General features: G+C 54.7%; 24 protein-coding genes and 7 tRNA genes. 14 read left to right on the top strand and 17 right to left on the bottom strand.

Annotation, left to right across the window (positions count from 1 at the left end; translation table 11 throughout):
• Positions 1-52 precede the first annotated feature (52 nt).
• The 7 genes from pgsA to ATK06_RS08380 all read right to left on the bottom strand — a co-directional run bounded on the left by pgsA (position 53) and on the right by ATK06_RS08380 (position 6,738).
• The gene (gene pgsA, locus ATK06_RS08410) at positions 53-724 is read right to left on the bottom strand and encodes a phosphatidylinositol phosphate synthase (RefSeq protein WP_048379133.1); all 672 of its coding nucleotides are present in this window, start codon (positions 722-724) and stop codon (positions 53-55) included.
• The gene (locus ATK06_RS08405) at positions 724-1,389 is read right to left on the bottom strand and encodes an HIT family protein (RefSeq protein ID WP_098389429.1); all 666 of its coding nucleotides are present in this window, start codon (positions 1,387-1,389) and stop codon (positions 724-726) included. Before ATK06_RS08405 ends, pgsA begins: the two co-directional genes overlap by 1 nt.
• 180 nt (positions 1,390-1,569) lie before the next feature.
• Positions 1,570-3,630: a threonine--tRNA ligase gene (gene thrS / locus ATK06_RS08400; protein ID WP_048379135.1), complete on the bottom strand. Its 2,061-nt coding sequence runs from the start codon at positions 3,628-3,630 to the stop codon at positions 1,570-1,572.
• 169 nt (positions 3,631-3,799) lie between these two features.
• A complete protein-coding gene (locus ATK06_RS08395) occupies positions 3,800-5,026 on the bottom strand; it encodes a Dyp-type peroxidase (protein WP_098389179.1) in 1,227 nt (408 codons plus the stop codon).
• Positions 5,027-5,143: 117 nt separating this feature from the next.
• Positions 5,144-5,776, bottom strand: coding sequence for a copper chaperone PCu(A)C (locus tag ATK06_RS08390; RefSeq protein ID WP_098389178.1), 633 nt, complete (start codon positions 5,774-5,776; stop codon positions 5,144-5,146).
• A 9-nt stretch (positions 5,777-5,785) separates the two neighbouring features.
• A complete protein-coding gene (locus ATK06_RS08385) occupies positions 5,786-6,289 on the bottom strand; it encodes a copper resistance CopC family protein (protein WP_048379138.1) in 504 nt (167 codons plus the stop codon).
• A gap of 377 nt (positions 6,290-6,666) precedes the next feature.
• Positions 6,667-6,738 (bottom strand) — tRNA-Val (locus ATK06_RS08380).
• A gap of 265 nt (positions 6,739-7,003) precedes the next feature.
• On the opposite strand from ATK06_RS08380, the gene ATK06_RS08375 reads away from it, so the two are divergent.
• From ATK06_RS08375 to msrB, 9 genes are all read left to right on the top strand, one after another.
• Positions 7,004-7,076, top strand: a tRNA-Gly gene (locus ATK06_RS08375).
• 32 nt (positions 7,077-7,108) lie between these two features.
• Positions 7,109-7,180 (top strand) — tRNA-Val (locus ATK06_RS08370).
• Between the two features lie 42 nt (positions 7,181-7,222).
• Positions 7,223-7,298 (top strand) — tRNA-Gly (locus ATK06_RS08365).
• A 30-nt stretch (positions 7,299-7,328) separates the two neighbouring features.
• Positions 7,329-7,402 (top strand) — tRNA-Cys (locus ATK06_RS08360).
• Between the two features lie 12 nt (positions 7,403-7,414).
• A tRNA-Val gene (locus ATK06_RS08355) sits at positions 7,415-7,486 on the top strand.
• A gap of 42 nt (positions 7,487-7,528) precedes the next feature.
• A tRNA-Gly gene (locus tag ATK06_RS08350) sits at positions 7,529-7,604 on the top strand.
• 102 nt (positions 7,605-7,706) lie between these two features.
• Positions 7,707-8,423, top strand: a complete 717-nt coding sequence (locus ATK06_RS08345) for a dihydrofolate reductase family protein (RefSeq protein ID WP_053072602.1) — start codon at positions 7,707-7,709, stop codon at positions 8,421-8,423.
• An 87-nt stretch (positions 8,424-8,510) separates the two neighbouring features.
• Positions 8,511-9,848 (top strand): glycosyltransferase family 87 protein, encoded by a 1,338-nt coding sequence (locus ATK06_RS08340; protein WP_053072603.1) that lies wholly within the window; start codon positions 8,511-8,513, stop codon positions 9,846-9,848.
• Complete coding sequence (gene msrB, locus ATK06_RS08335) at positions 9,790-10,194, top strand: peptide-methionine (R)-S-oxide reductase MsrB (RefSeq protein ID WP_083985921.1); 405 nt, start codon at positions 9,790-9,792, stop codon at positions 10,192-10,194. The genes ATK06_RS08340 and msrB overlap by 59 nt, the downstream gene beginning before the upstream one ends.
• Positions 10,195-10,275: 81 nt before the next feature.
• Here the strand turns inward: msrB and hemQ are convergent, their stop codons facing one another.
• Entirely contained in the window at positions 10,276-11,001 is a 726-nt protein-coding gene (hemQ, locus tag ATK06_RS08330; RefSeq protein WP_048379140.1) for a hydrogen peroxide-dependent heme synthase, read from the bottom strand.
• Between the two features lie 191 nt (positions 11,002-11,192).
• Between hemQ and ATK06_RS08325 the strand changes: the two genes are divergently transcribed.
• Positions 11,193-11,831 carry a DUF3000 domain-containing protein gene (locus ATK06_RS08325; RefSeq protein ID WP_098389177.1) on the top strand — a complete coding sequence of 213 codons (639 nt, stop codon included), beginning with the start codon at positions 11,193-11,195 and terminating at the stop codon, positions 11,829-11,831.
• 84 nt (positions 11,832-11,915) lie between these two features.
• Positions 11,916-13,061 (top strand): HRDC domain-containing protein, encoded by a 1,146-nt coding sequence (locus ATK06_RS08320; RefSeq protein ID WP_169916288.1) that lies wholly within the window; start codon positions 11,916-11,918, stop codon positions 13,059-13,061.
• On the opposite strand, the gene dxs is transcribed toward ATK06_RS08320, so the two are convergent.
• From dxs to dut, 4 genes are all read right to left on the bottom strand, one after another.
• Positions 13,050-14,951, bottom strand: a complete 1,902-nt coding sequence (gene dxs / locus ATK06_RS08315) for a 1-deoxy-D-xylulose-5-phosphate synthase (protein ID WP_098389175.1) — start codon at positions 14,949-14,951, stop codon at positions 13,050-13,052. The genes ATK06_RS08320 and dxs overlap by 12 nt on opposite strands.
• A 169-nt stretch (positions 14,952-15,120) precedes the next feature.
• Positions 15,121-16,431 (bottom strand): class I SAM-dependent RNA methyltransferase, encoded by a 1,311-nt coding sequence (locus tag ATK06_RS08310; RefSeq protein ID WP_282957064.1) that lies wholly within the window; start codon positions 16,429-16,431, stop codon positions 15,121-15,123.
• A gap of 116 nt (positions 16,432-16,547) precedes the next feature.
• Positions 16,548-17,357: a DUF3710 domain-containing protein gene (locus ATK06_RS08305; RefSeq protein ID WP_048379147.1), complete on the bottom strand. Its 810-nt coding sequence runs from the start codon at positions 17,355-17,357 to the stop codon at positions 16,548-16,550.
• Between the two features lie 139 nt (positions 17,358-17,496).
• Entirely contained in the window at positions 17,497-17,949 is a 453-nt protein-coding gene (gene dut / locus ATK06_RS08300) for a dUTP diphosphatase (RefSeq protein ID WP_048379149.1), read from the bottom strand.
• Between the two features lie 275 nt (positions 17,950-18,224).
• Between dut and ATK06_RS08295 the strand changes: the two genes are divergently transcribed.
• Entirely contained in the window at positions 18,225-18,782 is a 558-nt protein-coding gene (locus ATK06_RS08295; protein ID WP_048379150.1) for a DUF3093 domain-containing protein, read from the top strand.
• 88 nt (positions 18,783-18,870) lie between these two features.
• On the opposite strand, the gene ATK06_RS08290 is transcribed toward ATK06_RS08295, so the two are convergent.
• Together ATK06_RS08290 and ATK06_RS08285 are read right to left on the bottom strand one after the other, a co-directional pair.
• On the bottom strand, positions 18,871-19,164 hold the full coding sequence (locus tag ATK06_RS08290; protein WP_048379152.1) for a DUF4193 domain-containing protein: 294 nt from the start codon (positions 19,162-19,164) through the stop codon (positions 18,871-18,873).
• Positions 19,165-19,388: 224 nt separating this feature from the next.
• Entirely contained in the window at positions 19,389-20,246 is an 858-nt protein-coding gene (locus tag ATK06_RS08285; RefSeq protein WP_098389173.1) for an inositol monophosphatase family protein, read from the bottom strand.
• 86 nt (positions 20,247-20,332) lie between these two features.
• Between ATK06_RS08285 and ppgK the strand changes: the two genes are divergently transcribed.
• A complete protein-coding gene (gene ppgK, locus ATK06_RS08280; protein ID WP_048379156.1) occupies positions 20,333-21,100 on the top strand; it encodes a polyphosphate--glucose phosphotransferase in 768 nt (255 codons plus the stop codon).
• Between the two features lie 245 nt (positions 21,101-21,345).
• On the top strand, positions 21,346-22,914 hold the full coding sequence (locus ATK06_RS08275; protein ID WP_098389172.1) for an RNA polymerase sigma factor: 1,569 nt from the start codon (positions 21,346-21,348) through the stop codon (positions 22,912-22,914).
• A gap of 78 nt (positions 22,915-22,992) precedes the next feature.
• On the opposite strand, the gene ATK06_RS08270 is transcribed toward ATK06_RS08275, so the two are convergent.
• The 3 genes from ATK06_RS08270 to ATK06_RS08260 form a co-directional block, all read right to left on the bottom strand.
• Positions 22,993-24,210: a DUF418 domain-containing protein gene (locus ATK06_RS08270; protein WP_169916286.1), complete on the bottom strand. Its 1,218-nt coding sequence runs from the start codon at positions 24,208-24,210 to the stop codon at positions 22,993-22,995.
• A gap of 102 nt (positions 24,211-24,312) precedes the next feature.
• Entirely contained in the window at positions 24,313-24,987 is a 675-nt protein-coding gene (locus ATK06_RS08265; RefSeq protein ID WP_053072608.1) for a DUF4190 domain-containing protein, read from the bottom strand.
• Positions 24,988-25,120: 133 nt separating this feature from the next.
• Positions 25,121-26,830 (bottom strand): DEAD/DEAH box helicase, encoded by a 1,710-nt coding sequence (locus ATK06_RS08260; RefSeq protein ID WP_048379635.1) that lies wholly within the window; start codon positions 26,828-26,830, stop codon positions 25,121-25,123.
• Between the last annotated feature and the right edge of the window lie 45 nt (positions 26,831-26,875).

The raw sequence follows: 26,875 nt of genomic DNA, 5'->3' as shown, positions 1-26,875 counted from the left end.
GCGTCATTATCCTTCCATCGAGGTGAGCGTAATTCCGTGGGTACATCCAGGCCTAAGCTGTGTGTTCCGGTTGGAGCTGTTGGGAATCGGGAGCCCCAGCTGGCGGTTTAATAGTGTCGCAGGCCCGCGGGTCGCGCGAAGCAATAATAAGCCGTTGAATTACCGTAAATACGGAGCCGATGGCTAAAAGATACATTGCAATATCTACCGCATAGGGGACACCGAGCCCGTGCAGTCCGATACCGAGCAAACCCACGATGAGGCGTTCGGGGCGCTCGACAAGACCCCCGTTTATCGTGAAGCCACTTGCCTCTCCCCTGGCTTTGACATAAGAAATGACTTGCGACGATACCGTCACCACTAGTGCCGAAACGACAAGGATGCCGGGGGCATCATAGCTATACACCAACCACCACGTGATAGCAGCAAAAAGAGCCCCGTCTGTGATGCGGTCACACGTTGCGTCGAGCGTGGCACCAAATTTTGTGCCGCCTCCGCGCAAACGAGCCATCGTTCCGTCAATCATGTCCGTAGCTGTAAAAAGTGCAGTGAGAATAGCTGCCCACACCAGATGCCCCTGGGGGATGAGGGCGATAGCTACGATGCATGCGCAGAGTGCGCCGACGATTGTCACCATGTTCGGCGATATTCTAGCGCGCAATAATGTCCGAGCGATCGGCTCGATAACTACAGCGGCAGGCTTACGCCCCTTGATACCAAGCATTACGCCTCCCCTTGAGGTGCATCACTGGATTGCGGAAGGTCTGCGATCTCAGTCCAGGCTTCGGCAAGCATCGCCCGAGTATCTTTAAGCAATTGTGGCAGCACCTTTGTACCGCCTAGGACAGTCATAAAATTTGCGTCACCAGACCAACGTGGCACAACATGCAAATGTAGATGGTCACGGACAGAACCTCCTGCCCCGGATCCTAGGTTGAAACCGAGGTTAAAGCCATCAGGGTTAGACACACGTTTGAGTGTTTTGATGGCGTGCTGGGCAAACTGCATGAGTTCCAGGGATTCGTCGTCACTCAGTTCTTCAAGCTGCCCTACTTGGCGGTATGGCACCACCATCAAATGCCCATTGTTATATGGGAAAAGGTTGAGTAATGCATATACGTGCTGTCCCCGGGCAATAATCAGCCCGTCTTCATCACTGCCCTGCGGCGCGGCAAGAAAAGGGTCCTGTGTAGGAGCCTTCTCCGCAGCCCCTTGCGAGGTTTTCGCGGTGCTTGCACTCCCAGCATGTGATTCCGCGTTAGAGGTGATGTAATTCATACGGTACGGGGCCCATAAACGCTGTAGACGGTCAGGGGTGCCTACGCCAGAGTCTATGTAGGTGTCGTTGCTACCCCGTTTTTCGGGATCCAGACTCTCCGACTCACTCATAATCTCAGCCTCCATAGCGATCTCTACACACCTGCAGCGCTTCCACACCGGTGGTGCACAACACGTGCAAGCATAGTCTGCAAAACCAGAAACGGGTGGACTAGAACTAGCCACCCGTTTCATCTTTCTCGAAGCACCTCGTCTTCATAGAGGAAGGAGCTGCCTCGATCTACGCGGACATCACAGCCGTGGCTCGATGTTGTCCTTCGTAGGCTGATCGTTGATCCGCTCCCCGATCCAGGAGGCAATGAGCTCCACGGCATCAGTAACAGGTACACCGTTAACTTGAGTTCCGTCTAAGAAACGGAAGCTAACGGCGTTAGCCTCGACATCCCGGCCACCTGCCAGCAACATGAACGGAATCTTTCCGGTGGTGTGATTACGAATCTTCTTCTGCATCCGGTCAGCCGAAGTATCAACGTCAGCGCGAATGCCGCGCGCCCGCAGGGCAGCAGCCACCTCCTCCAAGTGAGGAATGAATTCGTCTGCAACCGGGATACCCATGACTTGGTGTGGTGCCAGCCATGCTGGGAATGCGCCTGCGTAGTGCTCCAGCAGGACGCCGAAGAAACGCTCAATGGAGCCGAAGAGTGCGCGGTGAATCATAATTGGGCGCTGCTTCGACCCATCAGGCGCGGTGTATTCCAACTCGAAGCGTTCTGGCAAGTTGAAGTCCAGCTGAACGGTAGACATCTGCCAGGTGCGGCCGATGGCGTCACGGGCTTGGACAGAAATCTTTGGCCCATAGAATGCTGCACCTGCTGGATCTGGTACCAGATCTAGACCGGAGGCTGTCGCAACGTCTTCCAGAATCTTCGTTGCGCGTTCCCACACGGCGTCGTCGCCGACGTACTTGTTGGGATCCTTGGTGGACAACTCCAGGTAGAAGTCGTCCAAACCGTAATCCTTGAGCAGCGAAATAATAAACTCAAGGACAGAGGTCAGCTCTTTTTCCAGCTGGTCCTCGGTGCAGTAGATGTGGGCATCGTCCTGTGTAAAACCACGAGCACGGGTCAGACCGTGGATCACACCAGACTTCTCGTAGCGATAAACGGTGCCAAACTCGAAAAGACGCAGCGGAAGTTCACGGTAAGAACGACCGCGAGACGCAAAGATGAGGTTGTGCATCGGGCAGTTCATCGGCTTCGCGTAGTAGTCCTGGCCGGGCTTAGTCTCCACACCGTTTTCGTCGTATTCGGCATCAAGTTGCATGGGAGGGAACATGCCGTCGGCGTACCAATCAAGGTGGCCGGACTTCTTGAACAATTCGCCCTTAGTGATGTGCGGAGTGTTCACAAACGAATAACCTGCGGCGAGGTGACGCTTGCGGGAGTGCTCTTCCATCTCGAAGCGCACAATGCCGCCGTTTGGATGGAACACGGGGAAACCGGAGCCAACCTCATCCGGGAAGCTGAAGAGGTCAAGTTCAGTACCTAGTCGGCGGTGGTCGCGCTTTTCAGCTTCCTCGATCATGTGCTGGTATTCTTCCAGCTTTTCCTTGGATTCCCAGGCTGTACCGTAAACACGTTGTAGGCCCGCATTGTTCTGGTCACCACGCCAGTAGGCCGCAGAAGTACGAGTCAAAGCGAAGGCTGGAATGTAGCGCGTGGTCGGCACGTGGGGGCCACGGCACAGATCGAACCATTCCACTTCGTTGGTACGAGGGTTCACGTTATCGTAGGCGGTTAGGTCGCCAGCTCCGACTTCGGTAGCTTCATCAGAATCAGGGTCAACATTCCCTTTGTCGTCGATAAGCTCTAGCTTGTACGGCTCATCCTTGAGGGCTTCGCGCGCCTGCTCTTGAGACTCCCAAACACGGCGCTCAAAGCGCTGACCTGACTTGATAATCTTCTTCATCCGCTTTTCCAGCGTCTTCAGGTCTTCTGGGGTAAACGGCTCGGCAACATCGAAGTCGTAGTAAAAACCGTTCTCGATTGCGGGACCGATGCCCAGCTTCGTGCCGGGGAATTCTATCTGCACAGCCTGCGCCAAGACGTGCGCACATGAGTGCCTGATGACCGCACGGCCTTCCTCAGTATTGGCAGGAACTGGGATGAAATTGGTGTCCACATCAGGAGTGTGGGAAAGATCGAACAGGTGGCCGTGATCATCTTTGACCACGACGATGGCATCTTCACCCTTGTTGGGAAGGCCAAGGTCTCGCATCGCAGCACCAACCGCGGTGCCTGCAGGAACCGTGAAAGACTGATGTTCTGCAGGATTCTGGTGAGAGTTCTCCATGTGGACGTGCGCTCCTTCTTGCGCTCGTGTGCTCCCGGCATACCTGGCCGACAGCACGCTAATAGGTCATCTCGCCGAAAGAAATCGACAATAGTTAGTTACCTTACCGCGTAAGCAACCAAGCTCACCCGTCGACTCCGTTCTTCACGCTTATCGACGCCTCCCGGCGTCACACCGTGAATAGCCCTTCACCCCAATACTTATCCCCATCGGCGCCTACCCCCGGAAAAACTGCGTACACCCCGGAGCCAATATGGGTGATCCATTCATTGAGCCGATCAACTTGATCAAGCCTGCGTTGAATCGGTGTGAATTGCGTACGCGGGTCTTTCTGGAAGCAAATGAAAATCTGCCCGGTATTTGAGGTGTCCTCCATCACGTCCACCGGTGGCAAATCGAAATTGTATGGTCGGCGAAGAATTTGCTGTTCCGGGTTTTCAGCGGGCGCCTTGGCTCGTGCAGCATGCGAGCTGGGGTCAATCGCAGGCAGGCCATATTCGTCTGTAACCGTCATATCGATTTCATCGAACTCATCTCCACCATGAAGCGGCGCACCTGTGTCGAGTGTGCGTCCCACCACGATTTCACGTGAACTGCGGTCCAGCTTTTCCCACTCATCCATGTGCATCTGGATCCTTCGGACAACCATCGCGGTACCGTCCACCATCCATGCCGGAGAGCTATCCTTTGTTGCCCAGACGTGCTGGTCCAATTCTTCCTGTCCGCGGGGGTTTATGGTGCCGTCCTTCTGCCCGAAGAGATTACGAGGGGTTTCTCCGGCGGTCTTCACCCCTGCGGCATTCATGAAACCTTTTTGGGTCCACACATGCTTGGCATACGAGACAGACGACCTCAGCATGTGCCGGGTAGCATAAGCGACGCTCAAGGGATCATTACCGCAAATCTGCAGAACAAGGTCGGTTTGTCCCCATTCCGGACGTAGCGCATCACGCTCAAAGGGTTCAATATCGGCTAACCATTCGGGTGTGGCGTGATCCAAGCCGACGCGTTGTAGACCGGGTGCGCCTATTCCACCCGTGATGGTCAGCTCGGCTGGATCTCGTGCGAGTTCAGGCTCAAGCGAACCTAACGGAGCGCGCCCTTCGCAGAGCGCACGGGCATCTTCGGTCCACAAGGTGAGCAAACGCCGAAGCCCATTTTTATCGACGCCCTCCAACAGATTCATTCCCACAAGGTTCAGGTGCGCTTGTTCCGGGGTCGAAATTCCGCCTTGATGGAGCCCGTCAAAAGGAATCGTGAGAGCTCCCAGCGAGGTCTGTTGGTCCCCTGTCCGATTGTCTTCACTGGCCTGTGAACATCCCGTAGCCGCCAGACCTACAGCACCAGCTACCCCACCTGCCAAGAAATGGCGTCGCCCGATACCAGAAGATTTCATGATTCCTTCCTGAATTTCAAGTGAGTTTATTGCTCAAGAATACGGCGGCGGCGCCTGCATTCCCTAGTAGGAATCAGACGCCGCCCATACACTTCACAACCGCTGGACTCTCAATCGTTAGTGGCCCGCGTGCTCGCCGTGATCCATGCCTTCATGGCCTTCACCATGACCACCATGCTCGCCGTGGTTGTGCGCCATATCGCCATAATCTTCGTCACCAGGCAGCAGGTCACGTACCGGCACTCCCGATACGTGTGCCATGGTGCCGCCGTCGAGAAGCAAATCAATGTCGATGGTGTCGCCTGCGTGTGCCTGGCTCTTCATCTCCATCACCATGAAGTGGTCACCGCCTGGCTTCAGCTCGTGGGAACCACCTGCGGGGATAGTGATTCCACCTTCCTTCTGGCGCATCATGCCGTCGACGACCTCGTGAATTTCGTAGCGTGCTTGCCCGAGGCTCTCGGAGGTGAAACCAATGATCGTGACGTCCTTGTCAGTGTTGTTATGCAAGGTTCCGAAGATCGACGTCATGTCATTGCCTTCGACGGATGCACGAACAACACCCTCTTCCAATGTGACGGAATCTTCTGCAGCAGCATCAGCTTTTGTGGTCTCCGTGGCAGTAGCGGTGGTTTCCGACGTCGTGGATGCTGTAGTTGTCGCAGTAGTGTCATCACCCGAGGCGCATGCGGACAGCGTTAGTCCGGCAGCCAACACGACAGCACATGGAGCTAGGAAACGAATGGACATAATTTCTCCTTAAAGTTCTTCAATTCGACGCGACTTCACGCGCACCATGATCAAGACAGCGACAAGAGCCGCAAAAGCACCGAAAGCAATAAGCGCGAGAACAACTGGGCTTAGTCCAGAGTCTCGTTCTGTTCTATCGTCAGCGGAAACCGGCTGATTCTCGGGCGGAGCACTCTCACCAGCTACACGAAATTCAGTTTTGCCACGGGTAGCGTGTCCGTCCGACGATGTAATCTGAAAACCCACGGTATATGTGCCGGCGCCGGGGTTGACATCAGCTGGGACGTCGATGGTCAGGTTCCGGCCGTCCAGCTTAGGGGTTCCGTCAAACAAAATTTCCCCGGAGCTTTTATCAGTGACAGCGAACATATTGAACGTATCGCGAGGATACCCAGAAAACTCCAGCACTATTTCACGAGGAAACTGTTCCACAGTTCCACCCGCAGGTGGCTGCGCATCGACGACAACATCATGTGCTACCGCCGGGGTAACAGCACCTGACGTCGCAAACATTGTCGCACACAGCACCGCGTAAGAGCCACGGCGTAAACGTTTTACGCGAGAGCGCGCACATTGTGCCACTTGAGAATTCCTTCCTCGCCACTGCGCATATGACTTTGAAAGTGCGATGCGCACAGCGTCCTACGGACAGAGGGGCATAACCAGGTTGTATGCACTTCCTCCACCGTACCCAAGTTGTCGTAAGCAAACCGTCAATAGTTCCAACGAAAGTTAAATGATTCTAAACAACCTGGCTAAGAGGGTGAAAACCCGCCCGGGCCGGTTGGGGCGAAGCGACAGCATCTAGATCTCGAGGGCTTCTAGATGCTGTCGCCAGCCACGCCAACCGGCAATGAAAAAGCCCGCCACTGAAGATGACGGGCGACGCGTGGTCCCAGCTGGGATCGAACCAGCGACCTTTCCGGTGTGAACGGAACGCTCTTCCACTGAGCCATGGGACCTTGTTTCTACGGCGTGTGCCGTACATTTTTGAAATGTACACCCGATGCATTCAGAACCCAAATGGCCAGCAAAGCTTATGTCGAATCAGATGCCTTTCTTACAAGACAAACCTTCGCTAGCCCACAAGGCCTTTGGCGACTGTGAAAGAACTTCAGATTAGGGCGTTTCCCTGGGGATTTGTCATAACTGTTCCAATGAGGATATAGTTTGTCCTCGCACCACGCAGTTGGTTACACACCATGTAATCCGGCAGGTTGTGCATATGCGGATGTAGCGCAGTTGGTAGCGCATCACCTTGCCAAGGTGAGGGTCGCGAGTTCGAGTCTCGTCATCCGCTCTCATTTCACCGGGCCTGTGTGAAATGAATTTGCGCGATTAGCTCAGCGGTAGAGCACTACCTCGACACGGTAGGGGTCACTGGTTCAATCCCAGTATCGCGCACGGTTCTTCCACGTTCACACCCGTGAACTTGCAAGATACTATGCGGATGTAGCGCAGTTGGTAGCGCATCACCTTGCCAAGGTGAGGGTCGCGAGTTCGAGTCTCGTCATCCGCTCCAAGTACTATGGTACTTCTGGAGGAAATCCACGGTGGATTGGTCGAGTGGTTAGGCAACGGTCTGCAAAACCGTGTACACGGGTTCGATTCCCGTATCCACCTCCAACGTATGTTGAAGCGCGATTAGCTCAGCGGTAGAGCACTACCTCGACACGGTAGGGGTCACTGGTTCAATCCCAGTATCGCGCACGGTTCTTTCAGGTTCACACCAGTGAACTTGCAAGATACTATGCGGATGTAGCGCAGTTGGTAGCGCATCACCTTGCCAAGGTGAGGGTCGCGAGTTCGAGTCTCGTCATCCGCTCCACTACTGCGGGTTTGCTATTTGCAAGCCCGCAGTTTTTTGTAACCTACAAGGCTACAGTGGCCGAGGTCATGTTTATAAGATCGCTCCAGGTACGCTAAAACCATGTCCAATGCTTTTGATCGCGATGACATCCCTGCATTCTTCGAGCCATCCGACTCTCCAGTCGGAAGTGTTCGGAGCATTCATGCGATGACCGCCAACGGCGCCTTCACCATTGATGGTAAATCGGGCGGTATCGGCAATGAGATTGACTCGGCACTTCTTCACCACGCACGACTCTGGGCTGACTGCATTCTAGTCGGTGCTCAAACTGTGCGTTCTGAAGAATATTCCGGTGCTAAAGCGAACCCATCGCAGCGCAAAGCACGCGAAGCCCGAGGCCAAGAACCCGTGCCGGTGCTGGCTGTACTCACTGGGACGCTGAATTTGGACCCGACATCCCCCTTTTTCACCGATACATCTATAGCCCCTATTGTCCTCTGCCCGGAGGAGAGCCTCGTCGAGCACCAGGGAAAGGCTACTGAACTGCTCGCCACCGGCGCCCAGCTACGCGCAACCGGAACGAAACCCAATCAGCTACTGGATACTTTGCGGAACCTCGGTCATCAGAACATCCTGATAGAAGGTGGGCCGTCACTGTACCACGAGTTCTTCGCTGCTCAACTGGTGGACACAATGTACGTCACGATTGCACCAATGACCAGTTCTTTTAGTGGCCACGGCAATTCGCCCTCGAACGTGAACACCATGTGGGCTCTAGATAGATGTGCGGCTTCCGGCGATGGATACCTTTTCTTACGCTACCGGGCGCTAAAGTAATGAGTCGGTCGCCTCTGGCCGCCATATGCTGTTCATACCGTGTGCACCCCAGGGTCGTGCACCCGTGAGGATTGAGGATTTGCATTAATGAGTAATCGCTTCACCGCTATCGCTCGGACAACGTGGACCACTCAGTCCGCGCTGACAAGCGACGGCGATGGCTACGTGAATTCTCCCGCGCAGCGTGATTGCGGGCGAGCAGACCGACTCCTAACAACTGCCGGGTGGCCAGTAACATTCATCCTCATTGTGCACACTGTTTTCGTGCAAGCGGCTAACGGTCACGTTACTGATGATTTCACCACTGTATATCAAGCAGTCCGTCGATTCCTGGACGGCGTACCGGTATACAACGAGATCTACCACTACGTGGATCCGCACTACCTGTACAACCCGGGCGCTACTCTTGCGCTGACCCCAATGGCGATTCTGGGGTCATCAGCATTAGCCCGCATGCTGTTCGTGTGCGTCAATGCCGCGGCAATTATCGCAGCGCTTGCGTTAATGTGTCGTCTCTTTGGTTTTCGATGGAGTTCAGGCATCGTTCCTGTCACTATTGCGCTGGCCTTCCTTACAGAAGCCGTTCAAAATACCTTAATTTTCGGGAACATCAATGGCCTCATGCTTTTGTTCATAGTCCTTTTCCTAACAACTCTCCTCTCAGGACGAACGGTATGGGCTGGAGTTTTGCTGGGCCTAGCGATTTTGATTAAGCCCCTTTTTGCTCCGCTAGTTGTGCTTCTTATCATGCGTGGCCATTGGGCAGGCACGTTTGCTGCAGTGATTGTTCCATTCGGAGCCAATGTCATTGCCTATCCCCTTGTGCCGGGCGCGCAGGACTACTTCGACATTGTGGTGCCATATCTCGGTATCACCAGAGACTACGCAAATGGTTCCCTGGCGGGCATGGCAGTGTATTTAGGAATGCCGCAGTGGGCCCACGCATTCATGTTCTGCCTCATAGCGATTATTGTCGTGATCGCTCTCATAAGCCTGGCACGTTTTAGGCTTGTCGACGGCCTCCTGTGGGCAACGTCGACGACGGGAGTCTTACTCGTAGGCGTGTTTTTCCTATCGTCTTTGGGGCAGCAATATTATTCAATGTTCGCTTTTCCCCTGTTATTCACTGTGTTCCAGGCACGTTCCATAATGCATTCCTGGTTAGCGTGGCTCGCAGTGGTCCTTTTCTACGCCCCGTTGTCATGGAACTCAGTACACTGGGTGACCTTGATGCGGTGGTGGGAATACTTTAGCGCAACGACTGGGTGGGCCCTGCTCCTCGTCGTCGCTGCTGGAGTTTCGCTCGGCTGGGCGATATCAGATCTGAAGCAATCCCCCACCCCCAACCAGAAGAAAGGACCATTCGATGGAAGATTTTCGGAATATCAGCGAAGCCGAATGGAAAGAACGCCTGACTGCAGCTGAATATCACGTGTTGCGGGAGGCCGGGACTGAGCCTCCCGGAGTCGGGGAATATACTGATACCACTGCTGCAGGTGTGTACTCGTGTCGCGCCTGCGGGGAAGAACTATTCCGATCGACAGAAAAATTCGACGCCCACTGTGGATGGCCCGCTTTTTTCAGCCCGCTGGCCGGCGACAAAATTATCGAACGCGCCGACGATTCATTGGGGATGCGACGCACCGAGGTACTCTGTGCACGTTGCCACTCTCACCTAGGCCACGTATTTGAAGGCGAAGGCTTTGACACCCCAACCGATCTGAGGTACTGCATCAACTCGATCTCGATGACTTTCGAACCTCAGGAATAGAGAAGCTGGGGCGTCGATAAGCACGCCAAAAAATGAGGCCTTAATCCTTGCACAAGGATTAAGGCCTTTTCTACGGTGTCTTTATGGCAGCGCGTTGATGAGATCCGCGAGGTCTGCCACGCGACGACCGGAGAAGAACGGAATCTCTTCACGGACGTGGAGACGAGCCTCGGTATAGCGCATGGTGTGCATCAAGTCGACGATGCGATCCAGGGATGGGGCCTCGAAGTTGAGCATCCATTCATAATCCCCTAGCGCGAATGCTGTAGTGGTGTTCGCACGAACATCTGCATAACCACCAGCAGCGCGTCCGTGAGCCGCCAGAATCTTGGAACGCTTTTCCGGCTCCATGATGTACCAGTCATAGGAGCGGACGAAGGGGTACACGGTCATCCATGCCTCTGGGGACTCTCCCATAATAAACGATGGCAGGTGAGCCTTGTTGAACTCAGATGGGCGATGCAGGCCGTTACCGCACCAGATGAGGTCTGAAACCTGACCCAGAACTGTGGTGCGGCGGAAACTGTTGAGTGCCTCCTGGATTTCGGAGAATTCGGTAGCGTGCCACCAAATCATGAAGTCAGCATCGGCTTGGATGCCAGACGTCAGATAAATGCCACGAACTTCTACCTTGCCTTCTTCAGCAAGGGTGGCAAAGAATTTTTCAGCTTCGGCGATTACTTCGGAACGGTCCTCAGTTAACGCACCAGGCACAAGCTTAAACACTGCCGTCTGGATGTAGCGTTGAACGTCGTTAAGCTTCTGCAACTCTTCGTTCTTTTCATGGGAGTGTGCATGATCACTCATAATTCTGCGGTCCTTTCACCCTTAATCCTGATACAAACACGAATTCCATTCGCGACACTTGCCACACTATCAAAACCCACGTATCAATAAAAAGTTTGAAAGACCTAAGTGGCACCGCCACTGATTTAGCTAAAGACGCACCACGGCGCGCCTTCCCCCCTCTTCACTACATCCCCGTTAGGTTGGTGTGCGTGACCAACTCCGATGCCATTTCTTCACTGCCATCGCATGGCGACTCCACTGACACGAGTGGCGAGGGCTCCTACCCCGTAGAGTTTTCTGACACCGTCGAGTCAATGCATTCCGCTCGACTCCGTAAAGAAATCTCCCTCGGAACTATTCGCCCCCCTCAGCGCCTAGCCCCATACAGTCATGCCATCGGACTCGAAATCTCTCGGCCCAGCACCGACGGTCCAGATACTTATGACCGGGCTGGAGACGCGTTCGGGCGGCTCATCCTACTCCACGACCCAAAGGCTGAGGATGCGTGGGACGGCAGCATGCGGCTAGTTGCTTATATCCAAGCCGACATGGAAGATGCTGTCGCCTCTGACCCCATGCTTCCCGACGTTGTCTGGCAGTGGCTCACCGAGGGCCTCGAAGTAAACGAAGTTACATATTCCAACCTGGGAGGCACAGTTACATCAACCGCTTCTGTGCGCTACGGCGACATTGGAGGCCCACCGCGCGCTTACCAAGTGGAGATGCGTGCCTCATGGACTGCAGAGTCTACAAATTTACAAGGGCATGTAGAGGCTTTCGCTGACGTGCTAGCTAATATCGCTGGACTCCCCCCTGAGGGCATCACTCAGATTTCGTTCAGATCCTAGGCCTCACTACCTAGACCCATTTTTCACATGGTAGAACTTTCCCAACCTCGCGAGGGTATACCTAAAGTATATTCAACTCCGGACATGTTTCTTGAGGCTGCACATGCCTTGGCAGCCGGACACGGACCATTTGCGATAGACACTGAACGAGCTTCAGCTTTCCGTTACGACGACCGCGCATTCTTGATTCAAGTTCGACGCGAAGGCGCAGGCACGTATCTGTTTGCTCCCGAAGGTCACCGGGATGCTTTCGCCTCGATTGTGAGCCCTATCCTCTCCGGGGAATCTTGGGTCATGCACGCCGCCCACTCAGATTTTCCCGCGCTCAACGCACTCGATATGTATCCCGGGCAGCTATTTGATACGGAGGTAGCCGGCCGCCTAGTAGGCGCCGCGAGGGTCAATCTAGGTTCCATGGTTGAGCACTACCTAGATATACGTTTGTCCAAAAATCACGGGGCCGAAAACTGGTCGCGAACTCCCCTGCCTGAATCGTGGCTAGTGTATGCGGCACTTGATGTCGAAGTTCTCATCGAACTCTCCGAGGCACTTACCATCCAACTCGTCCATACCGGCAAGATGTCAGTCGCCGACGAGGAGTTCAATGCCATCATCGCTAAGGGAAGATCACTGGGCCTGAAGCATCACTGGTACGACATGAAAGGCATGTCAACCCTGAAAACGAGGCGACAGCGGGCAGTTGCTCGCATGCTTTGGGAACGACGCGATAAAATAGCCCGCGAAAAAGACCTATGCCCATCTTCGTTACTGCACGATAAAGTGATTATTGCGGCCGCTAAAGCTCCACCACATAACCAGTCAGACTTCCAGGACTTGGATGGGTGGCGTGGACGTTACGCTCGCTATGTCCGGCAGTGGAAATCTGCGGTCGAGCAAGCCAATGCATCACCGCGATGCCAATGGCCGCTGCATAATGAGCCTGAGCTGGGGGCACCTCGTTCCTTATCCACGTGGCGCCGTATTGCGCCGGAGGCCGCTGAGATTTATGACGCAATCCGCGAAGAACTCAATTCCACTGCAGATCGTCTAGAGATCAAACCGGAAAACTTGCTGGAAACTCGTGTTTTAAAAAACACCGTGTGGAAAGCTGCCTACGAGAACACGCTCCGCGATGCGCACGCGATAGCTATCTACATGTCATCACAAGGGGCAAGAACTTGGCAGATTGAAGCAACACTGTCAGCCATTACTTCCGGTTTAGCCCGCTAGTTCATTAACCCATTCGACCAGCGAAGCAGTAATTCCAGCGCGGTCCAAGCCGACTTCAGCCAGGAGCTGACTACGGCTGGCGTGCTTCGGGAACACGTCAGGGAAAGCGATGTGACGAATAGGCGTATCGATGCTGCTCGAGTTCAGCGCTTCTGCCAGCTGGGCACCGATGCCGCCCCGGATAATTCCGTCTTCAACGGTTACGACAAGGTCCGCGTTCGACGCGCCGTCGAGAACGCTGGGCGCAATCGGGCTCACCCAGCGTGGATCGACCACAGTGAAGGAAACGCCATCCCCGAGCTCTGTGCGAACGTCCTCAACAGCACCTAAGACGTCGGCAGCGGTTGCACCAACTGCCATGATGTACACGCGCAGGTTATCGTCGTTAGCTGCATCCTCGAGCAAAGTATCCACCCCGTCACTGCTGCGGTGAAGCGCAGGGATGTCTGCAGAGACTTCACCCTTCGGAAACCGTACGGATGTCGGGGCGTCGGAAACTTCAATTGCTTCTTGGAAGAGCTCTCGCAACTGCTGCGAGTCGCGTGGGGCGGAAACTCGGATGCCTGGGACAATCGATGTCAAGGCCATGTCCCACACACCGTTGTGGCTGGCACCGTCAGAACCGGTTACACCAGCACGATCAAGAACTAAGGTAACGCCCTGTTTAATCAGTGCCACATCCATGAGGAGCTGGTCGAATGCACGATTCAGGAACGTTGAATAAACCGCTACAACTGGGTGCAGACCTCCGAGAGCAAGCCCAGAAGCCGACCCAACCGCATGCGCCTCTGCGATACCCACATCGAAGAACCTGTCCGGAAAGTTCTCTGCGAACGGTTGCATACCGGTGGGGCCGGCCATCGCAGCAGTAATAGCCACGATATCTTCACGGCGCTGGCCTGCCTTAAGAAGTTCGTCTGAGAACACGGAAGTCCACGACGTTCCGCTAACGCTCGTTGCCTTTCCCGTGACTGGATCAATCACGCCGGTAGAGTGCATGAGGTCTGTTGATTCCGTAGCCGCAGGAGCGAAACCTCGTCCCTTTTCAGTAACCACGTGGACAATGAGCGGACCAGAATAGTCACGTGCGTACTCTAATGCCGAAATAACCGAATCCAAGTCATGCCCGTCGACTGGCCCAACGTACTTCATCCCTAATTCTGGGAACATCTCGGTAGGCAGAACGGACGACTTCACGCCTTCCTTAAAAGCGTGGAGGGCTTCGAAAGAGCGTTCCCCTACCCAGCCCAAAGATTTGAGCGTCGACTTGCCATGCTCCATCATCTTGTCGTAGCCACGGGTCATCCGCAGCTGCGACAGATTTTCAGCAAACCCACCGATCGTAGGCGAATAACTACGCCCATTGTCGTTAACGACGACAACCACATTGCGATCTTCAGACGAGGCTACGTTGTTGAGGGCTTCCCAACACGGGCCACCAGTCATAGCCCCATCGCCTACGACAGCAATGACTTTTCGGTCCTTTTCGCCCGTGATGTGGAAGGCTTTAGCAAGACCATCCGCGTAGGAAATCGCCATCGATGCATGAGAGGATTCAGTCCAGTCGTGTTCACTTTCCGCGCGATCAGTGTATCCAGATAGGCCGTCTTTCTTGCGCAAGGTGTCAAACTTATCGTGGCGCCCGGTCAAGATCTTGTGAACATACGACTGATGCGACGTATCAAAAATAAACGGGTCACGCGGCGAAGAGAAAACTTTGTGTAGCCCTACAGTGAGTTCCACCACGCCAAGGTTAGGCCCTAGGTGTCCCCCCGACGCGGACACTTTTTCGATGAGAAATGCACGGATCTCTGAGCACAGCTGCTCAAGCTCAGTTGCAGAAAGCTGCTTAAGATCCTCCGGCGATTGAATACCGTGCAGAATTGTCATAGCTGTGCTTCCGCTCCTTCATGTGTCCGGTCAGTGTCGCGTATGTAGGACGCCATACGGGGTTAACCCCGTTGTGACGTTCGTCTTGAATTCTTACTCTACCCGCAGGAGGCTATCGCCTACGAACCCCGGTGTAGGTAATGCCCTATCGAAGACTGAGTAGTTTGCCTTAGGCAGTGGCCGCATTATCTGCAGCGAGCTTTGTTGGCATAAACGCTGCAATAATTTCCGTGTGATGAGTTCCTGGGAAAGCGTCTACGACGAGGCCATCCACCATCGTGTACCCAGCCGTGTCCCAAGCCTTGAGGTCACGAGCAAATGTAGCTACATCACAACCGAAATGAATTACTAATTTCGGTTGGGCTTCGGCAACAGCCTCGATGACTTCATCTCCTGCTCCTGTTCGTGGCGGATCGATGACGACAAAGTCTGGGGTTGGAAGCTGGCCTACGATTGCCTCGACCCGGCCGTGCTTACGGTAAGCGACGAAATCAGAGCGCTGGTCTTCCGGAATGCTATGCATTGCCGTCTCCCCAGCGTAGGCGGCAACGGTGGCCTCGGAATAATCAACGGAGTACACCTCAGCAGCCGCAATCTCATGAGCAGCCACTGCACGGTGCATGGGAGGAACGAAGAGGCCGACGCCTCCGTAGAGGTCCCACCCAATCGCTTTCTTTACGGCCTTCGTAGGACGCCACTTTTCTGACAGCCACTGCTCGATGACACGAGTGTAGAACTCAGGGGCGGCAATGTGTGCCTGCCAGAATGCGGTTGCCGGAAAGCGAAACTCAACGTCGCTAACAATTTCGGTCGCGTAGCCGTCACCTTCGATGATGTCTTCAACGTGTTCCACACGGCGCCCGCGACCGGTCTTTTTGGCTTCAATGACACTTCGGTTACCCAGGGAGTCCAAGGCAGCGATGATTTCAGATCCTGGAGTGAACGTACGTGCGTTCTCGCCCACGATACCGTCGAGAAGCCCTGGTACTACCTGCGAGCATTGCACCGGGACAATGGTGTTACCGCGAACCGCACGAAAACCGGCGCGGCCCTGCTTATCGACGCCCAACCGCACCCGAGTGCGCCACCCGCGGTCAGGTTGCAGCGCCACAGTCTGCATATAGGCAAGGTTGTCCAAGCCAGATAGTTTCTCTATTTCCTGTTGCGCGGTGTGCGACTTGATGTCGGCTTCGTCTGCAGGCGACATTTCGTGGAAATCACAGCAACCAGCGCCTGCGGCAGCTGCCTCGCACCTGGATTGAACTCGAAAAGCGCTAGCCTGGATAACGCGGCTGACAGTTCCGCGCGCAAAGCGTTTCTTTACTTGTGTGATGTCGATTTCGACCTCATCGCCTGGAATGCCACCCGCAACGAAAGTAATTCGACCATCGATGTTAGCGATTCCATCTCCACCGACAGCCATACGCAAGATCTGAACGGTGCGCTTGTCACCTTTCTTCACATCTGGAGTAGACGGCAGGCCAGAGCTCTCACGTCCAGAGCCGTCGCCTTGCTCGGTAGTCGAGGCATGGGCGTGCTGAGTGCCAGTGTTGTCTGTCATGTGGAAATTGTTCCTCGCTGTAATCGTGTGCGTGTTTATTCTGCTGGCGTATCGCTGTCAGCGGTGGCAGAACTCTGCTGCGCTGCTTCCCGCTCTTGCATGTTCTTCTGGATTTGTTCAACGAGAGCCTGCGGTAGCGCAATTGGAAGTGAATTGCCGGCAAGAATCGGATTGTCGCCACGGTACACGAAGGTTCGAGCTGCGAGTTCACGTGCCAAGGTAGTCAAGTTTGCGGCACGGTCAGCTGGCCCCATAAGGGTGAAACGAAGCAACCACCGAGGACCTTCGACGCCGATCATACGGACTGCAAGTTCATTGGCGCCGGCGCCTACGATTTCATGGCCCCACGGTCCTTGCTCGATGTGAGTGGTCAATCCGTCATTATCCATTTGCGAGCGCAGCTCTGGTACAGATTCTTCCCACTGACTAGCTACTTTTGGTGCCGCAAACGCGACAGGCGTGATGCGACCGTACGTTGTCACGATATGAAGCATCTTCGGGCCGTTTTCACCCATTTCCACCTGTACTTGGGAGGATTTCGGCAAAGGGAGCTGCATCGATCCTAAATTAAGTACGCCATTTGCAAAGTCCGAGAAATCAAACTGTGTGATATCAACACTATCCCCATCGAAAGGTCCGGTTTCCCCATTGACTGCATCGTGTTCGACCGCAACTGGACCGAGACCTGTCTCCTCGTCTCCTGACGCGGCATCAGGTTCGAGGTCTGAGTCGACAGCTGGCGGTTCGTCGGTAACGGGCATGCTAACGCCGGTATTTTCGTCCGGTCGCTCCTGCGATTGCGCGTGCTCATCGTGTTTTTTCTTTCCGAAAGGCCACAAAGCCATGGTGAGAGTCCTTCCCTTAAACTGAATGATTTTCTCGTGTTGTCTTATCGCGTAAGCTGCGTAGCCTCCACGATACGTCGAATAGTAAATCGCGCACTTCTGCTAATGAGTTTGATTGACGCTATGTGCGGGGTTCGCGTTAATCGTGCAAACCAGTACTACCGTGGCCCCCAGAGCCACGTTCGGTTTCTTCTAATTCGTTGACCTCTTCAAAGTCAACTAGTTCGACTTTCTGCACCAGCAGTTGGGCGATCCGCATGCCCGGAGTGATAGTGAATGCGTGCTCGGGGTCAAGGTTAACCAAGCTAATTTTCAATTCACCACGATAGCCAGCGTCGATAGTCCCCGGAGTATTGATCACGGTAATGCCATTCTTCGTGGCCAAACCGGATCGCGGGTGCACAAGCCCGACTGTCCCGACGGGTAGCGCGATGGCAATGCCGGTGCCCACCAGCGCTCGCTGTCCCGGCTCCAGCGTCAACTCTTCAATACTGTATAAGTCAGCCCCGGCATCCTCGGCGTGAGCACGGGTGGGAATATGCGCTGCAGGGTGCAGTTTCTTAAAGCGAATCGTTGGCGTGTGGGAATCCATGGCTACAGACTACCTGCCGCCCAAGCGACATCACGCACAAGGCCTTAGGGGCAGCAAAGGAGCACGCAAAGGGATCAAAACACTTCACGACGTCCATCCGGCGCACCACCGCAAAATGAAAATTATGCGTCACGAAATCTGCACGATTCTCGTCGCAAAGCAACCGCAGAGCCTTGTCTGGCTTGTACCCACCTATCCCGAAGCTAGGAGAGGAACTTCAGATGGGTTCAGTACACTAGGGAAGAGCTTGCAAGAATTGTTCGTACGGAAGGCGTATGCGGGTGTCTAATAACGAGGAACCGAACGTGGTCGCGCAGCCTCAGACAGCGGAACCGAGCACAGTTTTATACCGGGAGCGACAGTGGGTTCCCTGGTATTGGTGGATTTTTGCTTTTATAGTTGTGGGCATCCTCACAGCACAATTTGCCCATAACCGATCTTTTGCGTGGCTCATTGGGCCTTTGGTTATTCAGTCAGCAATCGCAGTATGGGTCTTGGTCTGGCTGTCTAAAACTACCCTGATCGTGGAAGAGGATACCCAGGGAACGCGGTGGCTAATCGCTGAATCAGCGATTTTGCCAGACGACGTGGTCTCAAGGTCAATTGCAGTCCCGGAATCAGCGCGACGCAATGCGATGGGAAGACAGCTCGACCCGGCCGCGTTCGTGGTATCTCATGGCTGGGTAAAAGAAATGGTGATGCTGGTCCTTGACGATCCTCGGGACCCCACGCCTTACTGGCTGGTTGGGACGAAAAATCCCACGAAGCTCCTTCGTGCTTTCTTACCAGAACAGGCAGAATTCGCGGTGAAACCGCTCACTCAAAAAGCTTAAGAGGCATACCTTCCGCGTTTGGCGGGAAGTATGCCCCTTGCGTTCTTGCACCGCTCCCTGTGCCGAACAACGGTACAGAGAGACTTTATTATTCGCAGTCGAGACAGATCATAGACCCATCATCTTCGACGTAGGCGATGCGCTTCTTGGACTGGACCAGGAAGCAGGAGGCGCACGTGAATTCATCGTCTTTGCGCGGAACTACGGAAACGTTGATTTCTTCGCCACTTACGTCCATCAGTGGCGGCTCGAAGGAGTCAACGATTTCCCCATCATCATCCATGCTGGAGTTGCTGGCCTCTGCAGCCTTCAGTCCTTCAAGGGAGTCTGCGTCGAGCTCGTCTGCGACGTTGCCGCGTGGACTATCGTAATCAGTAGCCATAGGTTCACTTCCCTAGATTTCGACGTTGGCAACAACCAGCGAGAAGGCTAAACCAACGAGTAATTTTTTTACTTCTTGGACCGGCATAGTAAACCATGTTGAGCCCGCTGTCACATTAACTGCATTAACCGATCAAAAGAGCAGTTCAGAGGGGCGGACCTCAACCATGCAGGTAAGGTCGCAAGAGCAGACCTACCTAAAAGGGCTTCCCTGAAATTGCCCTGCTAATTCTCTTCCGATAGATCAAGTACTGCAGGCACACCGATTCGCCGCGCGGCACGCTGCCATGTTTCTTCGAGCCCCGGCGCCCAAGCAGACACCATGTACCACTGTGTTTCCGGCATACCAAGCGGAGGTCGCAGTACTCCGGCTCCAGCCTCCTGAGCAATCAACGCACCGGCTGCCCAGTCCCACGGGTGCGTCCCGTGTTCGTAGTAGATGTCAACAGAACCTTCTGCCACTCTGCAGAGGTCAAGGGCTGCAGATCCGATGCGACGAATATCGCGGACCGCGGGCAATAAACGCGCAACGACCTTGCCTTGCTGCTCTCGTGCAGAGGATTCGTAGGAAAAGCCAGTAGCTACCAAACTTTGTTCCACGTCGTGGGCGCGTGAAGTATGGATACGTTGCCCATCGCGAAATGCTCCTCCACCTCGTGACGCTGAATAAGACTGCCCAGTCGCTACGTTGACGACCGCACCGGCAATCAGTTCATTTCCTTGTGCGACTGCAATTGAGACTGCGTAAGCGGGTACACCGTAAAGAAAGTTGACGGTCCCATCGATCGGATCCACAATCCAATGGCGTCCGCCTGCGCCCGAACGGTCGGTTCCCTCTTCGCCCAGGATCGAATCATCGGGAAACTCTTGGCTAATCCTGGCCACAATCAGCTGTTCTGCAGCTTTGTCTACTTCCGTCACAGGGTCAACCTTGGAAGATTTGGTAGCAGCCACGGCCGATTCCATGCCCCGATGAGCAAACTGTAGCCGCTGCGTCCGTATGAGGTCAGCCGCTTCTTCAGCCAGCTTGAGGCAAAATTCTTTAAGATCGTGGGGTTTCGGAGCAGATGTGCCTAGTGTCATGGATTCTATTGTTGCACGACGTGAGTTTTACGCGCTGCATTCCTGTTGCCAGGTGATACGTAACTATTTTTTGTACACTAACAGCCATGACACAGGATGCTACTTCTACTCGCGGTTTTGGTATCGATATCGGTGGATCTGGGATCAAAGGTGCCATCGTTGATTTTGCAACCGGTGAATTTGTGGGTGAACGGCTAAAAATCGCCACTCCACAGCCCGCGACTCCGGAGAAGGTCGCGGAGGTTGTTCGTACGCTCGTCGAGAAGTTCGAGTGGAAGGGACCCGTAGGGATTACGCTGCCTTCCGTAATCAAGCATCAGCACGCGCGTAGCGCGGCAAACATTGACGCCAGCTGGATTGGCACCAACGTCCAAGCGCTTTTCCAAGAAGCCTTAGAGCGCACTGAGGTGATGGTGCTTAACGACGCCGACGCCGCGGGACTCGCTGAAGTGAAGTACGGTGCCACATCTGCACGTACTGGCACTGTTTTGTTCCTTACCTTAGGTACCGGGATCGGGTCGGCGTTCCTCAATAACGGGGTTCTTTTCCCCAACACCGAAATTGGTCACCTCTACGTCGATGGCAAAGAGGCCGAGCACCAAGCCGCTGCGTCCGTAAAGAAAAACAACGACCTCTCATACAAGCAATGGGCAAAGCGGTTAAGCAAAGTCCTGAGGGAGTACGAGGCGCTGTTCTCGCCAGACCTCTTCCTTATCGGAGGCGGAATCTCGCGGAAAGCAGAAAAATGGGTGCCGTTGTTAGACGTCGAAACCCCGGTAGAGCCAGCTATGCTGTTGAACCGGGCAGGGATTGTTGGCGCTGCCCTGGCGGCACGCGAAGGCATCGAGCCATAGAACATCAAGGCGGGCGACTATTCTCAGGGGCGCACGTCACCATACGTGGTTGGACTGGTACGCTGTGGACGTGGTAAACACGACCAGCTTAGTTTGACCTATACTGGGCGATTGTTCATTACGGAAAGCGCCTTCAATGCACTTTGAGCTTCACGGTGCTTCCCGTAGGCGGCAGCCGCGTTTGTTCGCGCACACGCTGCCTTTAATTGTTGGTATAAGCAGAGTTCACTGGCGAAAGGGCGTACGTGGCAGTCAACGAAAATACAGAGAACGCGGCCCCAAACAATGAGGCGGGGAACGGTGCAACTGCACCTCGCAAGGCTGTAAAGAAGACGGCGCGCAAGACCGCACGGAAGACCGCGCGCAAGGCAACAGCGCGTACTGCTACGACCACCGCTGCTGCAGCGGCGCAGGTCGCTTCTACCCCACCTGCAGAGGCCGAGGCAGCTCCTGCACCGGTCCCTGAGGAAAAGGAAGCTGCTCCGGCTAAGAAAGCCACCCGCAAGGCTGCGAAGAAGTCTGCAAAGAAAACAACTAAGAAAACAACCAAAAAGGCCACCAAGAAGGCTACTCGGAAGTCCACCGCCAAAAAGACTTCGAAAAAGGCAACCAAAAAGGAAACTTCGCCAGCTGTTGAAGAACAGACTGTAGCGGATGAAGAAGTTCTCGAAGACGAGTTCACTCACGACGATGACGAGCAGGACTACGATCCCGACCTGGAGCACGACGACGAGGATTTCCAGGATGATGCCCTAGTCGATGATGAAATCGCAGAGGACGACGACGAGGACGAAGATGACGGAAGCGATTCTTCTGTCTGGGACGAGGACGAATCAGCCGCTCTGCGCCAGGCACGTAAGGATGCTCAGCTTACTGCCTCTGCAGACTCAGTACGCGCTTATCTGAAACAGATCGGCAAAGTTGCCCTGCTCAACGCTGAGCAGGAAGTCTCCTTGGCTAAGCGGATTGAGGCCGGCCTTTACGCCGACTACCGCATGAACATGATGCAGGAGGCGTTTGATAACGGCGACAAAGAAGCCAAGCTGACCCCTGCTGTGAAGCGCGATCTTCGTGCGATTGCTCGTGATGGCCGCAAAGCAAAGAACCACCTACTTGAGGCCAACCTTCGCCTGGTGGTCTCGTTAGCGAAGCGTTATACGGGCCGCGGCATGGCATTCTTAGACCTTATCCAGGAAGGCAACTTGGGTCTGATTCGTGCCGTCGAGAAGTTCGACTACTCCAAGGGCTACAAGTTCTCCACATACGCAACGTGGTGGATTCGCCAAGCTATTACCCGCGCTATGGCCGATCAGGCGCGTACCATTCGTATTCCAGTCCACATGGTGGAAGTTATTAACAAACTGGGACGCATCCAGCGCGAGCTACTCCAAGACTTGGGTCGCGAGCCAACTCCACTTGAGCTGGCCAAAGAGATGGACATCACCGAAGAGAAGGTACTGGAGATTCAGCAGTACGCCCGTGAGCCAATCTCACTGGACCAGACGATTGGTGATGAAGGCGATAGCCAGCTAGGAGACTTCATCGAAGATTCGGAGGCAGTGGTTGCCGTTGACGCGGTGTCCTTTACCCTGCTCCAGGATCAACTGCAGGACGTTCTGCACACCCTCTCTGAGCGCGAGGCTGGCGTTGTTCGACTCCGCTTTGGCCTTACCGACGGCATGCCACGCACTCTCGATGAGATCGGCCAAGTCTACGGCGTGACCCGCGAACGTATCCGCCAGATCGAGTCGAAAACAATGTCTAAGTTGCGCCACCCAAGCCGTTCCCAGGTTCTGCGCGACTACCTCGAGTAGTCATCCCGTTTTGTTAAATAAGCCCGTTCTGGAAGTTTCCAGAACGGGCTTAAACATGACAACGATTAACTCGGTGATCTAGCATTCTGCCTTGCTGCCGGAAACAGGCGAACGATAATCGAGCGTCGGTGTCCAGCGTTGAGGGAGACCTTGTTTACCGTAACTCAGCCTCCTATGGAGCTTTTCTAAAGGCCCAGGAATTGCATTAGCTTCCAGAATCCAAGCAATCAGAGCCGTCACCAACCAGACCCCTATCGCTAGCAGCGATAGTTTTGTAGCTCCCCACCCTTCCGTGAGATTCAAAGTAAACGGATACACAAGGATGAAGAACAGGATTGACTGCCCGACGTATCCGGACATGGAGCGCTTACCCAAAGCACTCACCGGCTGGAGGATTAGCGGCAGCCGGCCACCGGCATCTACTAGGCGCTGTAGGCCCGAACATGCAAGCGCGAAAAACGCGAACAACCCTGGCCCCGTTAATGGACCGAATGCGGTGTTAACCAAATCTAAGGTTATTGCCCACTGTGCTGGAAGCACACCGATCTGCGCTAAGCCGAGAGGAAGGCCAATTCCGAAAGAAATACCAAGCATGAGGGCGCACCATGTCCAAAGTGCACGTGAGTTCTGCGCTGTCACGCGCCCATAGCCTCTTCGGGCAAAGATAAGCCCCACGAGCATCGGAGGCAGAATCATTGGAAGCTGTGTTACTAATCCGAATGAAGACATCAGCAATCCGACAAGTCCGGCAAGCAGGGCTTCGCCGTAGCTGTTCAAGGTTAGCCCAAATTCTTCTGCAAGATTGCCTGTACTGCCTAGTGCTTCGACATCGAATACTGCTAACCCGGCAGCTAAACCGAGGAAAATAATCACATTCAACGCGTACAGTAGACCAGCTATCCAACCCAATGCCTTGTTGCTCAAGCCGATAAGCAACGCAATAAGGATGCCTGTTAACCCGTACGCCAGCATAATGTCGCCGTAAAAGAGAAATAGGCAGTGGACGGCTCCGATTGCAGCCAGTAAGCTATAGCGCTTCGCAATAGCTGTTTTCGCTGCACCACGCGGGAAACAGCGACGTTGCAGTGAATTGCAAATCAAACCGATACCAAATCCCAGAAGGGTGCAAAATAGTGGCAGACCACGGACATGCACACCAACAGCACCTATAACAATGGTGACTGCGTCGGCGACTGAACCGTCGTAGACCACAGGGCTATCTGGATTAGCATGAGGTGAAGCATCGTTTTGCCCCCAAGCTGTGACGACGTTCGCTAAGGCGATACTCAGCAGCATGAAACCCCGGGCAACGTCTGGGAAGACGAGCCGGGGTTTCCTGCCCTGAGCACTGTAATGAGTGGTAGTGACCATAACGTGTGCTCCAGATGGTGTAACTGTCTAGCGTAGCGTTTCGGCGTCCACCCCAAAGACGTCAGCGATACATTGCTCTTGTTCCGCGCCAGACAGGTCGGCGCAGGCTTCGCCAACCTCGGTAAACAATGCGATCATGCCAAAGATAATCACGGCACCGATGACAAAACCGAGAATGCCGGTTATCAAACCGCCAATAGCCATTCCCTTACGTTGGCCAGGTCCCTGGAAATTCTTCGCCTTAACCAAGGCGACAATCCCCACAACCACAGCGATGATGCCTGCGAGAATACCCAGCAAAGGGCCGATTCCGATGATAATAAGAACTGTCGAGCTTACTAACGAGAAGATACCCAAACCGAGAGACCAGGGGCTCAGTTTATTCCGAGCCTGATTAGCAAGTTCCCATCCGCCAGCAGCCACAGGAGCTTGGTCTGGGATTGCCCCATAAGGCTGGTAGGCAGGCTGTGCGCCTCCATCTGCGCCCTGAGGTGAAGTAGGGGTAGAACCTGGGTACTGAGGAAAGTCCGGGTACGCGCCTGAGGTAGTTTCTTTGTTTTCTGCTTGGGCGTTACCGTGACCAGATGCTGCGTCATTCCGGTCATCCGCCGAAGCAAATGGATTCGTGTGGTTAGCTTCGTTGGCTCCGTTAAAAGGATTAGTGTTACCTTCTTCGTTGGGGTTATTAAATGGGTTCGTCAAGGTGCACCTTCCTACATCACTTCCCCCTCGCTTCACGCAAGTGGCGAGGGCTCACTGCACCCATGATACGGACCGCCCATACTGCTGTCTACAGGCTGCCCTTTCGTTGCCGAAGATTTCCGAATCGCCGGAGTCACCATTTGCGCAAGTAAGCTATGCGTTCACGAATCTGTTCAGGCGAGCAAAGAGCAGTCGGAGGTCCCCCACAGGCACGACGCACCTCATTATGAATTGCGCCATGCGCGCGCCCAGTGCGTGCGGCTGTGATGGAAACCAAAGCATTCAGCTGCTTTCTCAACTCTGGCAGTTCCTCTGAGGAGACTCTCTCACGAGCCTTTTGGGTTCCTTCAGCGTTGCGCGCGGCCTCTTCTTTGCGCTTGCGTTCCTCAGCCTCAGCCGTGCGCGCATCGAGTTGTTCTTTTTCACGCTGTTTGAGCAGCGTCCTCATCTGCTCAGCGTCCAAGAGGCCAGGAAGGCCTAGGTAATCGGCCTCCTCCTGGGAACCGGCAATAGTTGCAGTACCGTAGGTCGATCCTTCATAGATTAGGGAGTCGAGTTCCGCATCGGCACCGAGTGACTCGTAGGTGTTTTTCTCGTCAGGCTCGGTTTTCTCCCGGTTCGCATCGGCAAGGAGGTCGTCGTCAAGTCCATCTTGGGGGCGGTGTGGCTTGCCGAGCACGTGGTCGCGGGATTTCTCGAGCTTCGCAGCCAAGTCCAGAAGTACGGGAACTGACGGGAGGAAAACAGAAGCGGTCTCCCCCGGTACTCGCGACCGAACGAAACGACCAATGGCCTGTGCAAAAAAGAGTGGCGTAGAAGCGGACGTCGCGTAAACTCCTACCGATAGACGCGGAACGTCAACACCTTCAGAGACCATGCGTACCGCGACCATCCACTCGTCGCGAGAAGCAGAGAATTCGTCGATCCGCTTCGAGGACCCCGGCTCGTCGGACAGCACTACGGTCACGGGAGTAGAAGAGATCTTTTCCAAGAGTGCCGCGTAGGCGCGGGCTGTAGTGGTGTCTGATGCAATGACCAACCCGCCCGCATCGGGTACGTGGGTACGCATTTGTTCCAGTCGCGTTTGTGCCGCGCGGAGAACTGCGGGCATCCAATCGCCATGTGGGTCGAGTGCCGTCCGCCATGCTCTGGCGGTTTGTTCTGCGTTGAGCGGTTCACCGAGACGTGCCGCGTACTCCTCCCCTGCACTGTCCTTCCAGCGCGCTTCACCAGAATACGCAAGGAATACGACTGGCCGCACAACACCGTCGGCAAGAGCATCAGCGTACCCGTACGTGTGGTCAGCTTTGCTTACCAGGTGCCCCTCTCCGTCCTCCTCGTACGTAACGAAGGGGATTTGGGCGTCGTCCGAGCGGAATGGCGTACCGGTCAGGGAAAGCCGGCGTTCGGCGTCAGCGTAGGCTTCTCGGATGCCATCGCCCCAGCTCTTGGCGTCGCCACCGTGGTGGATCTCGTCAAGAATTACAAGGGTACGCTTCGCGGTGGAAATGGAATAATGCTTGAACGGGTGCAGGGAGACCTGGGCGTACGTCACCACGACACCGTCGTAAGTGGGATTAATCTTGTCCGCGTTAGAAAAATCTGGGTCTAAGGAGATTCCCACCCTCGCAGCCGAGGCCGCCCACTGTTTTTTCAAGTGTTCGGTAGGGACCACCACTATGACGCGGTCTACCGTGCGATTATCTAACAACTCGGTTGCTACGCGCAGCGCAAACGTTGTTTTACCAGCACCTGGAGTGGCCACCGCAAGGAAGTCCTTAGGCCTGCTCAGCAGGTACTTGGTTAAAGCTTTCGACTGCCACGTACGCAGCTGCCCTTTAATGCGTGCACTCACCGTCTGTAGTGTCCCCTTAGTCTTTTTGCGGTA

Source organism: Corynebacterium renale (assembly GCF_002563965.1).
GTDB classification, from domain to species: Bacteria; Actinomycetota; Actinomycetes; order Mycobacteriales; family Mycobacteriaceae; genus Corynebacterium; species Corynebacterium renale.
Note: the sequence above shows the minus strand (reverse complement) of the source record. Positions and strands in the feature narration are given on the sequence as shown.

What these genes read in the sequence shown, in the direction of transcription:
- pgsA (WP_048379133.1), bottom strand. Translation starts at nt 724, where the DNA reads ATGCTTGGTATCAAGGGGCGTAAGCCTGCCGCTGTAGTTATCGAGCCG.
- dut (WP_048379149.1), bottom strand. Translation starts at nt 17,949, where the DNA reads ATGGATTCCCACACGCCAACGATTCGCTTTAAGAAACTGCACCCTGCA.
- thrS (WP_048379135.1), bottom strand. Translation starts at nt 3,630, where the DNA reads ATGGAGAACTCTCACCAGAATCCTGCAGAACATCAGTCTTTCACGGTT.
- msrB (WP_083985921.1), top strand. Translation starts at nt 9,790, where the DNA reads ATGGAAGATTTTCGGAATATCAGCGAAGCCGAATGGAAAGAACGCCTG.
- ATK06_RS08295 (WP_048379150.1), top strand. Translation starts at nt 18,225, where the DNA reads ATGCGGGTGTCTAATAACGAGGAACCGAACGTGGTCGCGCAGCCTCAG.
- ATK06_RS08345 (WP_053072602.1), top strand. Translation starts at nt 7,707, where the DNA reads ATGTCCAATGCTTTTGATCGCGATGACATCCCTGCATTCTTCGAGCCA.
- ATK06_RS08395 (WP_098389179.1), bottom strand. Translation starts at nt 5,026, where the DNA reads ATGAAATCTTCTGGTATCGGGCGACGCCATTTCTTGGCAGGTGGGGTA.
- ATK06_RS08290 (WP_048379152.1), bottom strand. Translation starts at nt 19,164, where the DNA reads ATGGCTACTGATTACGATAGTCCACGCGGCAACGTCGCAGACGAGCTC.
- ATK06_RS08340 (WP_053072603.1), top strand. Translation starts at nt 8,511, where the DNA reads ATGAGTAATCGCTTCACCGCTATCGCTCGGACAACGTGGACCACTCAG.
- ATK06_RS08270 (WP_169916286.1), bottom strand. Translation starts at nt 24,210, where the DNA reads ATGCTGCTGAGTATCGCCTTAGCGAACGTCGTCACAGCTTGGGGGCAA.
- ATK06_RS08285 (WP_098389173.1), bottom strand. Translation starts at nt 20,246, where the DNA reads ATGACACTAGGCACATCTGCTCCGAAACCCCACGATCTTAAAGAATTT.
- dxs (WP_098389175.1), bottom strand. Translation starts at nt 14,951, where the DNA reads ATGACAATTCTGCACGGTATTCAATCGCCGGAGGATCTTAAGCAGCTT.
- ATK06_RS08390 (WP_098389178.1), bottom strand. Translation starts at nt 5,776, where the DNA reads ATGTCCATTCGTTTCCTAGCTCCATGTGCTGTCGTGTTGGCTGCCGGA.
- ATK06_RS08305 (WP_048379147.1), bottom strand. Translation starts at nt 17,357, where the DNA reads ATGGCTTTGTGGCCTTTCGGAAAGAAAAAACACGATGAGCACGCGCAA.
- ATK06_RS08405 (WP_098389429.1), bottom strand. Translation starts at nt 1,389, where the DNA reads ATGAGTGAGTCGGAGAGTCTGGATCCCGAAAAACGGGGTAGCAACGAC.
- ATK06_RS08320 (WP_169916288.1), top strand. Translation starts at nt 11,916, where the DNA reads ATGTTTCTTGAGGCTGCACATGCCTTGGCAGCCGGACACGGACCATTT.
- ppgK (WP_048379156.1), top strand. Translation starts at nt 20,333, where the DNA reads ATGACACAGGATGCTACTTCTACTCGCGGTTTTGGTATCGATATCGGT.
- ATK06_RS08385 (WP_048379138.1), bottom strand. Translation starts at nt 6,289, where the DNA reads ATGTTTGCGACGTCAGGTGCTGTTACCCCGGCGGTAGCACATGATGTT.
- hemQ (WP_048379140.1), bottom strand. Translation starts at nt 11,001, where the DNA reads ATGAGTGATCATGCACACTCCCATGAAAAGAACGAAGAGTTGCAGAAG.